Origin of the sequence: Micromonospora sp. S4605, assembly GCF_003176715.1 — a bacterium.
Taxonomy (GTDB): Bacteria; Actinomycetota; Actinomycetes; order Mycobacteriales; family Micromonosporaceae; genus Micromonospora; species Micromonospora echinaurantiaca.
In genome coordinates this window covers 1-11,719 of sequence record NZ_QGSW01000016.1, presented here as the reverse complement: position 1 = coordinate 11,719, position 11,719 = coordinate 1, and the positions used below count along the sequence as shown (strand labels likewise).

The 11,719-nt window shown below is 74.3% G+C and carries 12 protein-coding genes; 7 read left to right on the top strand and 5 right to left on the bottom strand.

The window, feature by feature from the left end:
• The first annotated feature begins 82 nt into the window (after positions 1 to 82).
• Positions 83 to 709 carry a LysE family transporter gene (locus DLJ47_RS00195; protein ID WP_109898090.1) on the top strand — a complete coding sequence of 209 codons (627 nt, stop codon included), beginning with the start codon at positions 83 to 85 and terminating at the stop codon, positions 707 to 709.
• Positions 710 to 758: 49 nt separating this feature from the next.
• On the opposite strand, the gene DLJ47_RS00190 is transcribed toward DLJ47_RS00195, so the two are convergent.
• On the bottom strand, positions 759 to 1,739 hold the full coding sequence (locus DLJ47_RS00190) for a DsbA family oxidoreductase (RefSeq protein ID WP_109898089.1): 981 nt from the start codon (positions 1,737 to 1,739) through the stop codon (positions 759 to 761).
• Positions 1,740 to 1,796: 57 nt separating this feature from the next.
• On the opposite strand from DLJ47_RS00190, the gene DLJ47_RS00185 reads away from it, so the two are divergent.
• The gene (locus tag DLJ47_RS00185) at positions 1,797 to 2,354 is read left to right on the top strand and encodes a TetR/AcrR family transcriptional regulator (protein ID WP_109898088.1); all 558 of its coding nucleotides are present in this window, start codon (positions 1,797 to 1,799) and stop codon (positions 2,352 to 2,354) included.
• A gap of 42 nt (positions 2,355 to 2,396) precedes the next feature.
• Complete coding sequence (locus DLJ47_RS00180; RefSeq protein WP_109898087.1) at positions 2,397 to 3,050, top strand: acVLRF1 family peptidyl-tRNA hydrolase; 654 nt, start codon at positions 2,397 to 2,399, stop codon at positions 3,048 to 3,050.
• A gap of 100 nt (positions 3,051 to 3,150) precedes the next feature.
• Here the strand turns inward: DLJ47_RS00180 and ypfJ are convergent, their stop codons facing one another.
• Positions 3,151 to 4,065, bottom strand: coding sequence for a KPN_02809 family neutral zinc metallopeptidase (ypfJ, locus tag DLJ47_RS00175; RefSeq protein WP_109898086.1), 915 nt, complete (start codon positions 4,063 to 4,065; stop codon positions 3,151 to 3,153).
• Positions 4,066 to 4,311: 246 nt separating this feature from the next.
• Between ypfJ and DLJ47_RS00170 the strand changes: the two genes are divergently transcribed.
• Positions 4,312 to 5,916: an ABC-F family ATP-binding cassette domain-containing protein gene (locus DLJ47_RS00170; protein ID WP_109898085.1), complete on the top strand. Its 1,605-nt coding sequence runs from the start codon at positions 4,312 to 4,314 to the stop codon at positions 5,914 to 5,916.
• A 101-nt stretch (positions 5,917 to 6,017) separates the two neighbouring features.
• Here the strand turns inward: DLJ47_RS00170 and DLJ47_RS00165 are convergent, their stop codons facing one another.
• Positions 6,018 to 6,617: a cadmium resistance transporter gene (locus tag DLJ47_RS00165; RefSeq protein WP_109898084.1), complete on the bottom strand. Its 600-nt coding sequence runs from the start codon at positions 6,615 to 6,617 to the stop codon at positions 6,018 to 6,020.
• 320 nt (positions 6,618 to 6,937) lie between these two features.
• Here DLJ47_RS00165 and DLJ47_RS00160 point away from each other — a divergent pair, with 320 nt between their 5' ends.
• From DLJ47_RS00160 to DLJ47_RS00150, 3 genes are all read left to right on the top strand, one after another.
• Complete coding sequence (locus DLJ47_RS00160) at positions 6,938 to 7,165, top strand: helix-turn-helix domain-containing protein (protein WP_007462679.1); 228 nt, start codon at positions 6,938 to 6,940, stop codon at positions 7,163 to 7,165.
• A gap of 43 nt (positions 7,166 to 7,208) precedes the next feature.
• Positions 7,209 to 7,976 carry an enoyl-CoA hydratase/isomerase family protein gene (locus tag DLJ47_RS00155; protein ID WP_109898083.1) on the top strand — a complete coding sequence of 256 codons (768 nt, stop codon included), beginning with the start codon at positions 7,209 to 7,211 and terminating at the stop codon, positions 7,974 to 7,976.
• A gap of 113 nt (positions 7,977 to 8,089) precedes the next feature.
• On the top strand, positions 8,090 to 10,066 hold the full coding sequence (locus tag DLJ47_RS00150; RefSeq protein WP_109898092.1) for an ABC transporter ATP-binding protein: 1,977 nt from the start codon (positions 8,090 to 8,092) through the stop codon (positions 10,064 to 10,066).
• Positions 10,067 to 10,070: 4 nt separating this feature from the next.
• On the opposite strand, the gene mug is transcribed toward DLJ47_RS00150, so the two are convergent.
• Positions 10,071 to 10,628 carry a G/U mismatch-specific DNA glycosylase gene (mug, locus tag DLJ47_RS00145; protein WP_109898091.1) on the bottom strand — a complete coding sequence of 186 codons (558 nt, stop codon included), beginning with the start codon at positions 10,626 to 10,628 and terminating at the stop codon, positions 10,071 to 10,073.
• Positions 10,629 to 10,783: 155 nt separating this feature from the next.
• A complete protein-coding gene (locus tag DLJ47_RS00140) occupies positions 10,784 to 11,545 on the bottom strand; it encodes an SDR family oxidoreductase (RefSeq protein WP_109898082.1) in 762 nt (253 codons plus the stop codon).
• Positions 11,546 to 11,719 lie beyond the last annotated feature (174 nt).

Below are 11,719 nucleotides of genomic sequence, written 5' to 3'. Positions count from 1 at the left end.
AGCCTGTCCCTGTCGGCGCGACCGTCGTCCCCCTTCGACAGCGCACGGCACCCGGTCGCGCCTCGACCCGCCGCCGACGGTCGTGACCGGCGCGTTCCTGGCCGGCCTGGTCGCCGGCTACGGCGTCGCCATCCCGGTCGGCGCGATCGCCGTGCTCATCCTCGGGCTCAGCGCCCGCACCTCGTTCCGGGTCGGCGCCGCCGCCGCGCTCGGGGTGGCCACCGCCGACGGGCTCTACGCCGCCGCGGCGGCCCTCGGGGGCGCGGTGGTCGCCGGGCTGATCGCCCCGGTCGCCGGGCCGCTGCGGCTGGCCGCCGCGGTCGTGCTGCTCGCCATCGCCGCCCACGGCGCCTGGCGCGCCCTGCGACCGCCCACTCCGACCGGCGTGGCCGGCCCTCGCCGGGGTCTGGACACGCCGTCGCGGGCGTTCGCCGGCGTGCTCGCGCTGACCCTGCTGAACCCCGCGACCGTGGTGTACTTCGCGGCGCTCGTGCTGGGCCGGGGCGACGCCGCCGACCCGGACCCGTGGGCCGCCGCCCTCTTCGTGCTCGGCGCGTTCGTCGCCTCGGCCAGCTGGCAGTTGCTGATCGCCGGCGGGGGCACCCTCGTCGGGCGGATGCTGACCGGGCCGCGCGGCCGGCGCGTCACGGCCCTGGTCTCCAGCGCCCTGATCGCTGCCCTGGCGACAGCCATGCTGCTGCCTCAATGAGCCCGCCACCGGCGCCGACCCGGGGTGCCCGCCGACCCGGCGTCGGCTGTCAGCCGGCGTAGCCGGGGGACATCGCCGCGGCCAGGCGCAGGTGGGCGGCGGCCCGCCCGGTGTCGCCCTGCCGTTGGAGGGTCCGCCCCAGCAGCAACTGCACGTACGAGTCGTCCGGAGTCTGCGCCGCGAGCGGCTCCAGGATCCGCAGCGCCCGGTTGAGCTGGGCGGAGTGGAAGTAGGCCCGGGCGGCGAGCAGTCGGGTGCCGCGATCGTCGCCGTGGGTGTCGAGCAGGGGCCGGAGCAGGGTGAGGGCGCCCAGCGGGTCGCCGAGGTCCAGCAGCGCCTCGGCGTGCCGGAGGCGTTCGACCTCCTCGGGGAGCTGACGCGGGCTGCGGCCGGCGGCCTCGGCCAGGAAGGCGTGGATCACCTCCGGGGGCTGCGCGCCGCCCAGTGCCGCGCCGTTCACGACGAAGGTCGGGGACGTCGCCACCCCCGCGGCCCGGCCCCGCAGCACCAGTTCCCGGACGGTGGTGTCGGCCGCACCGTCGGCGAGCAGCCGACCACCCGCCGGGAAGCCGGCCCGGCGGGACACCTCGTCCAGCACGGCCGGGAGGCTGATGTCCAGGGCGTCGACGAAGTGCGCCCGCATCACCTCCTCGGCCACCGCGTCCTGCAGTGGCGGGCCACCGGCCTCGTGGGCGAGGGCGATGAGGCGGTGGGCGTCGTGGCTGCTGGCCCGCCAGCCGGCTCCCCAGCGGGGACCGAGGCCCTCGGCGAGCGCGATGCGGGAGACGCGTTCCCGGTTCTCGCCGGGCGTGAGGTGCGGCGCGCAGCCGCGGAGGGCGGCGTCCACCATCGGGTCGCGGAGCACGTCGGCCAGGGGCTCGCCGGGGGCGGGGGCGGAGGGATCGATCCGGTACGGCCGCCAGACGACCTCGGCCGGATCGCCCGACCAGGACGCCAGCGCCCGCTCCAGCCGCCGCTTGCCGATGTACGCCCACGGGCAGACGACGTCGGCCCAGATCTCGATCCGCATGGCCGAAAGGTTACACGACACGTGTCGCATAAACTACGGGTGTCGTATAGTGTCGGGGTGAACTCCTCCGACCCCCGCGTCCGGCGGACCCGGGCCCGGCTGCGGGCGGCCGTCCTCGAGCTGGCGGCCGAGCGGGAGCTGGGCGACATCACGATCGCCGAGGTGGCCAAGCGGGCCGGGGTCAACCGCGCGACGACCTACCTGCACTTTCCCGACCTGGACGCGCTCGTCGCCGACGCGATGGAGGAGGCCGTCGCCCAGGTGGCCCGCGCCGCGGCGCTCTGCCCGCTGGACGCCCCGCGCGACGAGCCGCCGCAGCCGCTGCGCGACCTCTTCGACACCGTCGCCGCCAACGCGGTTCTCTACCGCAGGATGCTGTCCCCGCACGGCAGCGCCCGCTTCGCGGCGGGCCTGCGCGACCGGCTCGCCGCCGAACTGCGGCACAGCCTGGCGGGGCGGGCGCGTCCCCGAAGGGTGGACGAGGTGCCGGTGGACGTCCACGCCGCGTACCTCGCCGGCGCCCTCACCGGCGTCATCGCCGCCTGGACGGCGGCGCAGGCCCCGGCCGGCGCCGGCGAGACGGCACTCGCGACGTGGCGGTTGCTCCGTGGTTGATCCGGTCCGCGTACCCAGGCGCACGTCATTCGGGAGGTTGCCGTGGTCGGCAGGCCGGCGGTAGGTGGAGGTCGGTGGGTCGAGGTGGACCCGGGTCGGGTGAGCCGCTGGGTCGACGGCTTCGCCGACCGGCACGGTTCGCCCGTCACCACCGTCGAGGCGTACGGCCTGCGGCTCGCCGCTCCAGACGGCGCGACCGCCGAGCTGCACACCCCACCCGGCGCCCCGGCCACCGCCGACCTGCCCGGGTTCGTGGCCGCGGCGACCGCGTCCCGCCGGATCGGCCTGCTGCTCGCCCGTAAGGGCGCGGTGGCGGTGGGTGTCGCCGCGGGGAAGGAGCTGCTGGTCTCCAAGGTGGACACCCGCTACGTGCAGGGCCGCACCGCCGCCGGGGGCTGGTCCCAGCAGCGCTTCGCCCGGCGACGCGACAACCAGGCGAAGGCGGCGCTGGCGGATGCGGCGGAGCTGGCCGTACGGCTGCTGCTGCCGGCGGCGTCGACGCTGAGCGCGCTGGTCTGCGGCGGCGACCGGCGGGCGGTGGACACCGTGCTCGCCGACCGGCGGCTCGCCCCGCTGGCCGCGCTGCGCGCCGAGCGGCTGCTCGACGTGCCCGAACCCCGGCACGCGGTACTGGTGGGCGCGATCGACGCCGCCCGGGCGGTGCGGATCCTGGTCCGCGACCCCGAACCGGCCTGACCAGTCCTCCGCCGGCCGGCGTCGCCATTCCGGGCCCCGGACAGGCCGACGGCCGGCGGGCTCGCGCCCACCGGCCGTCGCGCGACGGTTTCCCGGCCGCTCAGAGCGCGCCGCCGAAGGTGTCGCAGGACTTCGGGTCGCCGGTGGAGTAGCCCCGGGTGAACCACTCCTTGCGCTGGGCCGAGGAGCCGTGGGTGAACTCCTCCGGGTTCACCGGCCGGTTCGCCCGCTCGGAGATGGCGTCGTCGCCGATCTTCTCCGCGGTGTCGATCGCCTGCGCGATGTCCTGCTCGGAGATGCTGGTGAAGATCTTCTGGCCGCTCTCGTCGGCGGTGCCGGTGGCGTTCTTGGCCCACGCGCCCGCGTAGCAGTCGGCCTGCAGTTCGAGCTTCACCGACAGGGCGTTCGCGTTGTCCGGGTCGCGCTGCTGCTGGCGGCGCATCTGCGCCTCGGTGCCGAGCAGGTCCTGCACGTGGTGGCCGTACTCGTGGGCCAGCACGTACGGCTGGGCGAACTCCCCCTCCGCGCCGAGCTGGTCGGCGAGCACCCGGTAGAAGGTCAGGTCGATGTAGACCTGGTCGTCGGCGGGGCAGTAGAACGGGCCGACACCGGAGTCGGCCTGGCCGCAGGCGGTGCTCACACCCTGGCTGAAGAAGACGGTCTTCGACGGGCGGTACTGCTCGCCGAACGCCTCCGGCAGCGCGGTCCGCCAGTACGCCTGGATCGAGTTGACGTAGAGGGTGTTGCGGCAGTCCAGCTGCTGGAGTGCGTCGTCGGCGGAACACTTCTGCTCCAGCGAGGTGTTGTCGCCCTGCTCGCCGCCGCCGTTGGTCGCGGCGTTCAACCCGAAGCCGCCGCCGACCAGGGCGATCAGCACGGCGACGATGACGCCGACGAGGCCGCCGCGGCCGCCACCGATCGGGATGGGGATGCCGCCCAGCCCGCCGCCTCCGCCGGACCCTCGCCGGTCGTCCACCTGGCTGGTGTCGATCCGCGCGTTCTCGTTCAGCTCCATGTCTACCCCGATCACCGATTTGATCCGTCTTGGTGGTTGCGGTACCGGACCGGGTCCGGACGCCGATTCCGGTACCCGATGATCTTGGTCGGTAATCCGGCGGAGCCTCCGGGCGCGCCCCGGTACACTTGCCGCGTGCTGCTCTGCGAAGGCTGAACCGCCCCGCGCCGACGGTCCCTCCGGCCCGCCGGCGCTCTCGCGTGCCCTGAGTCAGCCCTTCCAGACCCCGAGAGCGAGTACCTCGAGATGATCACTGCCACCGGCCTGGAGTTGCGTGCCGGCGCCCGGATCCTGCTGTCCGACACCACGCTGCGGGTGCAGCCGGGCGACCGGATCGGCCTGGTCGGCCGCAACGGCGCCGGCAAGACCACCACGCTGAAGGTGCTGGCCGGCGAGGGGCAGCCGTACGCCGGGCAGATCGACCGGCGCAGCGCCATCGGCTACCTCCCGCAGGATCCGCGCACCGGCGACCTGGACGTCACCGGCCGGGACCGGGTGCTCTCCGCCCGCGGCCTGGACGTGCTGATGGCCCAGATGAAGGAGATCGAGGCCAAGCTGGCCGACGGCGCGGACGAGAAACTGGTCCGCCGCTACGGCACGCTGGAGGACCAGTTCGCCTCCCTCGGCGGGTACGCGGCCGAGGCGGAGGCCGCCCGGATCTGCGCCAACCTGGGCCTGCCCGACCGGGCGCTCGCCCAGACCATCGGCACCCTCTCCGGCGGCCAGCGCCGCCGCATCGAGCTGGCCCGGATCCTGTTCCGCGACGCCGGCGAGAACGGCGGCGGCATCCTGCTGCTGGACGAGCCCACCAACCACCTCGACGCCGACTCGATCACCTGGCTGCGCAGCTTCCTCGCCAACCACAAGGGCGGCCTGATCGTGATCAGCCACGACGCCTCGCTGCTCGAGGCGGTGGTGAACAAGGTCTGGTTCCTGGACGCCACCCGCTCGGTGGTGGACGTCTACAACCTGGGCTGGAAGGCGTACCTGGCGCAGCGGGAGACCGACGAGCGGCGCCGCCGCCGGGAGCGGGCCAACGCCGAGAAGAAGGCCGGCGCGCTGATGGCGCAGGCCGACAAGATGCGGGCCAAGGCCACCAAGACGGTCGCCGCGCAGAACATGGCCCGCCGGGCCGAGCGGTTGATCGCCGGCCTGGAGGAGGTACGCGTCGCCGACAAGGTGGCGAAGGTGCGCTTCCCGAGCCCCGCGCCGTGCGGCAAGACCCCGCTCACCGCGACCGGCCTGTCCAAGTCGTACGGCTCGCTGGAGATCTTCACCGACGTCGACGTGGCGGTGGACCGGGGCTCCCGGGTGGCCATCCTCGGGCTCAACGGCGCCGGCAAGACCACCCTGCTGCGTATCCTCGGCGGCCTGCTGGAGCCGGACACCGGCCAGGTCAACCCGGGGCACGGGCTGCGGCTGGGCTACTACGCCCAGGAGCACGAGACGCTGGACGTGGACCGTACGGTGCTGGAGCACATGCGCAGCGCCGCGGCCGAGCAGACCGACACCGACCTGCGCAAGATCCTCGGCGCGTTCCTCTTCTCCGGCGAGGACGTGGACAAGCCGGCCGGGGTGCTCTCCGGCGGCGAGAAGACCCGGCTGGCCCTGGCCACGCTGGTCTGCTCGGGAGCGAACGTGCTGCTGCTCGACGAGCCGACCAACAACCTCGACCCGGTCAGCCGGGAGCAGGTGCTCGACGCCATCGCCCGCTACCCGGGGGCGATCGTGCTGGTCACCCACGACCCCGGCGCGGTCATGGCGCTCAAGCCCGACCGGGCCATCCTGCTCCCCGACGGCGACGAGGACGCCTGGTCCGACGACCTCCTCGAACTCGTCGAACTCGCCTGACAGCGACCCACCGCCCGTCGGTGATCCGCCTGGTCGATCATGAAGTTGTTGTCGGTCGTGCCGGCGGGTCGCGACAACAACTTCATGATCGACGCGGGAGGTCAGCGGGTCAGGGTGAACAGGTGGGGGAGGACGCCGGAGGTGGTCAGGATGACCACACCGATGGCGATGAAGATGGTTGGAACCAGCCAGTGGCCGGCGCGTTCCACGAGGCGGGTCACCCGGGGGTGGTTGCCGAGCCAGGCGCCGGCCGCGCACCAGAGTGCGATCAGCACCACGAAGACCAGCAGGAACACCGCGCTGTCGGCGGGGCCCAGGGCGCGGAACACCGGCACGTAGACCGCCACGTTGTCGGCGCCGTTGGCGATCGTCACCCCGGCCACCCCGAGCGTGGAGCCGACCACCGCGGGCGCCTCGTCGTCGTCGGTGTCGAGCAGGGCCCGCACGCCAAGCGCGATGGGGAGCAGCCCGAGCAGGCCGGTCCACGGGTCGGGCACCACCAGCAGCCCGGCGGCGACCACGGCGCTGGCCGCCGCGAGCGCGCCGATGCCCAGGTACTGCCCGGCGACGATCTGCCAGCGGCGGGGCCGGCCGGTGGTGCGGGCGGCCACGAAGAACAGGGTCAGGATGACGATGTCGTCCACGTCGGTGGCCGCGAACACCACGGCCGCACCGACCGCGCTGCCGAGAAGGTCGATCACCCGGGCAGGGTAAGGCCCGGCCCGACGCGGTGCCGCCCCCGCCCGATCCGCCCGGTGCGATGCCGCCGCCGCTCGATCCGCCCGGTGCGGTGCCAGCGCCGCATCCCGGCCGTCCCGCCTGATCCCGTGCCGCCGCCGCGTCCCGCCCGATCCGCCGATGCCGGGTGGCCGGACGGCCGTCGGCGGTCACCCTATCGGGAAGCTGACATTGCTTAGCGTGTCGATTGGCGAAGAGTTGATATCTGGCGCATGATCGTTCGAGGCGGTCTAATAGGTGGGACCGTATCCGAACCGCACAGTCTGGGACGTGAGGACACAGCATGGCAGCCACGGGCACAGCCACCAGCACTGAGAAGGGTCGCCGGATCGTCGGAGCCGAGCGTCAGACGCTCGCCAAGGACCTGGTAAAGCGGTACACCTCGGGGGAGAGCATCCGGGCGCTCGCGGCCTCGACCGGCCGTTCCTACGGGTTCATCCACCGGGTGCTCACCGAGTCCGGCGTGCAGCTGCGGCAGCGTGGCGGCGCCCGGCGCCGCAAGAAGGCGTGATCCGCCCAGCAGCGTCGTCCAGCGCCGCGCCCCGGGCCGCCCGGTGACCGCCGAGGCGACCGGGGTACGGCTGGACTGCGACGGGCCCGTCGCGACTGTCACGTTGTGCCGGCCCGACGTGCTCAACGCCCAGACCCCGGCGATGTGGCGGGCGCTGAGCGACTTCGCCCGGGACCTGCCCGGTGACGTCCGCGTGGTGGTCGTCCGCGGCGAGGGGCGGGCGTTCTCCGCCGGCCTCGACCTGTCGGTGGCCGGTGCCTCCGGGCCGGGTTCGTTCGCGGAACTGGCCACCCTGCCCGAACAGGAGTGCGCCGACCGCATCGCCGAGTTCCAGGGGGCCTTCACCTGGCTGCACCGCCCGGACGTGGTCTCCGTGGCGGCCGTGCAGGGCCACGCCATCGGGGCCGGCTTCCAACTCGCCCTCGCCTGTGACCTGCGGGTCCTCGCCGAGGACGCGAAGTTCTCGATGGCCGAGGTGACCCTCGGGCTGGTGCCCGACCTCGCCGGCACGAAGCGGCTCGTCGACCTGGTCGGCTACTCCCGCGCGCTGGAGATCTGCGCCACCGGCCGGCGGCTCGACGCCGCCGAGGCGGACCGGATCGGCCTGGCCACCCTGGTCGTGCCGAACGCGGAGCTCGACGGCGCGGTGCGCGACCTCACCGCCGGGCTGCTGGCCGGCAACCGGGACGCGGTGGTCGAGATCAAGGCGCTGCTGGCCGGCGCCGGCGGTCGTTCCGCCGCCGAGCAGCAGCGGGCCGAACGCGAGGCGCAGACCCGCCGCCTGCGTGATCTCGCCGGTCGGGGAGAATAGTAAGGACCGTTCGGGAAGATCCGGGTTACGGCCGAGGTTGTCAGAGTCGTCGGGAGAATTGACCTGACGGTGTTGGTCAGCCCGACGACCCGGAGGTGAGCGTGTCCAACCCGATGTCCGGCGGCGGCATGGGCGGCTGGAGCATGCTCCGGTCGATGCGCAGCCGCGACGAGATCTCCACCCACCGGCTCCAGCGCGGCGTGGCCCGCCGGATCGTGGCCTTCGCCCGTCCCTACCGCCGGGACATCGTGGTCTTCCTGGTCACCGTGGTGCTCGCCGCGGTCATCGGGGTCGCCACCCCGGTGCTCGCCGGTGACGTGATCGACGCGATCAGCCGGGGCGGCGCGGAGGCGGGCTCGCTGGTCGTCCGGCTGGCCCTGGTCATCGCCGGGCTCGCGGTCGCCGACGCGCTGCTCTCCCTGGCCCAGCGCTGGTATTCGGCCCGGATCGGCGAGGGGATCATCCTCGACCTGCGCACCCGGGTCTACGACCACGTGCAGCGGATGCCGCTGCAGTTCTTCACCCGTACCCAGACCGGCGCGCTGGTCAGCCGGCTCAACAACGACGTGCTCGGCGCCCAGCGCGCGTTCACCTCGACGCTGTCCGGCGTGGTCAGCAACGTCATCCAGCTGGTACTCACCGCAGCGGTGATGTTCACCCTCTCCTGGCAGATCACCGCGCTGTCGCTGGTGCTGCTGCCGGTCTTCATCATCCCGGCGCGGCGGGTCGGCAAGCGGCTGGCCGAGATCACCCGCGAGTCGTACAACCTCGACGCCAAGATGAACGCGACGATGACCGAGCGGTTCAACGTCGCCGGCGCGCTGCTGGTCAAGCTCTTCGGCCGGCCCGACGTCGAGGCCCGCCGGTTCGCCGGCCGGGCCGAGCGGGTACGCGACATCGGCATCCAGTCGGCGATGTACTCGCGGACGTTCTTCGTGGCGATGCTGCTGGTCGCCTCGCTCGCCCAGGCGCTCACCTACGGCCTCGGCGGCTGGCTGGCCGTCACCGGGTCGGTCAGCGCCGGCACCGTGGTGACCCTCGCCCTGCTGCTCACCCGCCTCTACGGCCCGCTGACCGCGCTGTCCAACGTCCGGGTGGACGTGATGAGCGCGCTGGTCTCCTTCGACCGGGTCTTCGAGGTGCTCGACCTCGAGCCGGCCATCACGGAGAAGCCCGACGCCGTCCCGGTGCCGCGCGGCAACGGCCGGGTGGAGTTCCGCGAGGTGCGGTTCCGCTACCCGAGCGCCGCCGAGATCTCGCTCGCCTCCCTCGAGGAGGTCGCCGCGCTGGATCGTACGGTCAACGAGCCGGTGCTCAAGGGGGTCTCGTTCGCCGTCGAGCCGGGGCAGATGGTGGCGCTGGTCGGCCCCTCCGGGGCGGGCAAGTCGACGCTGTCCATGCTGATCTCCCGGATCTACGACGTCACCGACGGGCAGGTGCTGGTCGGCGGGGTCGACGTGCGGGACGCCACCCTCGACTCGCTGCGCGACGAGATCGGCGTGGTCACCCAGGATTCGCACCTGTTCCACGAGACGATCGCCGAGAACCTCCGCTACGCCAAGCCGGACGCCACCGACGACGAAATCTGGGCGGCGCTGGCCGGCGCCCAGGTCGCCGACCTGGTCCGGTCGCTGCCCGACGGCCTGCAGACCACCGTCGGCGAGCGGGGCTACCGCTTCTCCGGCGGTGAGAAACAGCGGATCGCCATCGCCCGGCTGCTGCTCAAGGCCCCCTCGATCGTGATCCTCGACGAGGCGACCGCCCACCTGGACTCGGAGAGCGAGGCGGCGGTGCAGCGGGCGCTGTCGGTGGCGCTGACCGGCCGTACCGCGCTGGTCATCGCGCACCGGCTCTCCACCGTCCGCGAAGCCGACCAGATCCTGGTCCTCGACGACGGGCGGATCGTCGAGCGCGGCCGGCACGACGAGCTGGTCGCCGTCGGCGGCCTGTACGCCGAGCTCTACCGCACCCAGTTCGCGGTGGCCGACTCGCCCACCCCGTACGCCGACGCGACCGGCCCGGAGCCGGTGACCCTGCCGATGCGCTCGTACGTGCCGGACGACGCGCTGCCGCCCGCCGCGGCGAACTGACCGGTCAGCCGGTCGCCGCGGCCCGCAGCTCGGCGAAGGCGGCGCCCAGCGTCTCCGGGGTGAAGTGCGCGTTCAGCCCGCTCGGGTTGGGCAGCACCCAGAGCCGGGCGCCGGCCAGCGGCTCCGGCTGCGGGCCGAAGCCGGCCTTCGGTCGGGCGAACCCGATCCGGTACGCGGTCACCCCGACCACGGCGACCCAGCGCGGCCGGTACCGCGCCACCTTGCCGGCCAGGATCTCCGCCCCCTCGACGAGTTCGGCGGCGGTCAGCTCGTCGGCCCGCGCGCTGGCCCGGGCCACCATGTTGGTGATGCCCAGCCCGTAGCCGGGCAGCTCGTCCTGCTCGCTCGGGTGCAGCTGCCGCGGCGTGAACCCGCCGCGGTGCAGCGCCGGCCAGAACCGGTTGCCGGGCCGGGCGAAGTGCCAGCCGGTGGCCGCCGACCACAGCCCGGGGTTGATTCCGACGAAGAGCACGTCGAGCCCGGGCGCGATGACGTCGGGCAGGGTCCGGTCCACCGCGGCCGCCAACTCCTCCCGGGTCGGCCGCCGCTGCCCGGCCGACAGCTCCTCCCGGGTGGGCCGCCGCTGCCCGGACCCACCCGCTCGGATCTCGCCCGTCGGCGGCGTACCGGTCGCGGGTCGCGTCGCGGGGCCGGGGGTCGGCGGCGCGGCCGGCTCGGGTCGTGCCCGGTCGCCGCGGCCCCGGCCCGGCCCGGTCGTCACAGGCCGCGCAGCGCGCCACCGTCGACCGGGACGGTGACCCCGGTCAGGTAGCTCGCCGCGGGGGAGAGCACGAACGCGGCCACCCGGCCGAACTCCGCCGGCTCGCCGATGCGGCGCAGCGGGATCCCCGCCTCTGCCTCGGCGCGCGCCCGGTCGGGGTCGCCGGTCGCGGCGAACAGCTCCCGGTTCCGGTCGGTCATGATCCGCCCTGGTAGCAGGCCGACCACCCGGACGCCCCGGGGGCCGTACTCGTCGGCGATGTCCTTAGCGGCACCGACCAGGCCGGGGCGCAGCCCGTTGGAGATGCCCAGTCCGGGCAGCGGGCCGCGGGCCGAGGTGGAGAGCACCAGGCCGATCGCGCCGCCGTCGGACAGCTCGGTGGCCACCGTACGCACCATCCGGACGGCGCCGAGGAAGACCGTCTCGAAGGACCGTCGCCACTGCTCGTCGCTGACCGAGGCGACGCTGCCCGGCGGCGGGCCGCCCACCGAGACCAGCGCCCCGTCCAGCCGGCCGAAGTGGTCCCGGGCGGCGGCGACCAGGCGCTCCGGGGCGGTCGGGTCGGTCAGGTCGACGGCCAGCCCGACGGCCCGCCCGGGCCCGCCGAGGCGCTCGGCGGCGGCGGCCACTCCGTCGGCGTCCCGGGCGGAGAGCACCACCCGGGCGCCGTCGGCGACGAGGCACTCCGCGGTGGCGTAGCCGAGGCCGCGGGACGCGCCGGTGAGCACGTACACCCGATCGGTCAGTCCGAGATCCATGGCTCGATCCTGCCCCATCCGGCGGCCCGCGCCACCGATGGGGCGACCGGCCGTGGGCCGCCGCCGCGAGCCGGGCCGGCGGCGCCGGTGCGGCCGGTCAGCGGCGGGCCGGACGCAGGAGGCGTACCCGGCCGGCGAGCTGCACCGCGACGGCGCCGCCGGCGCGCCCCAGCG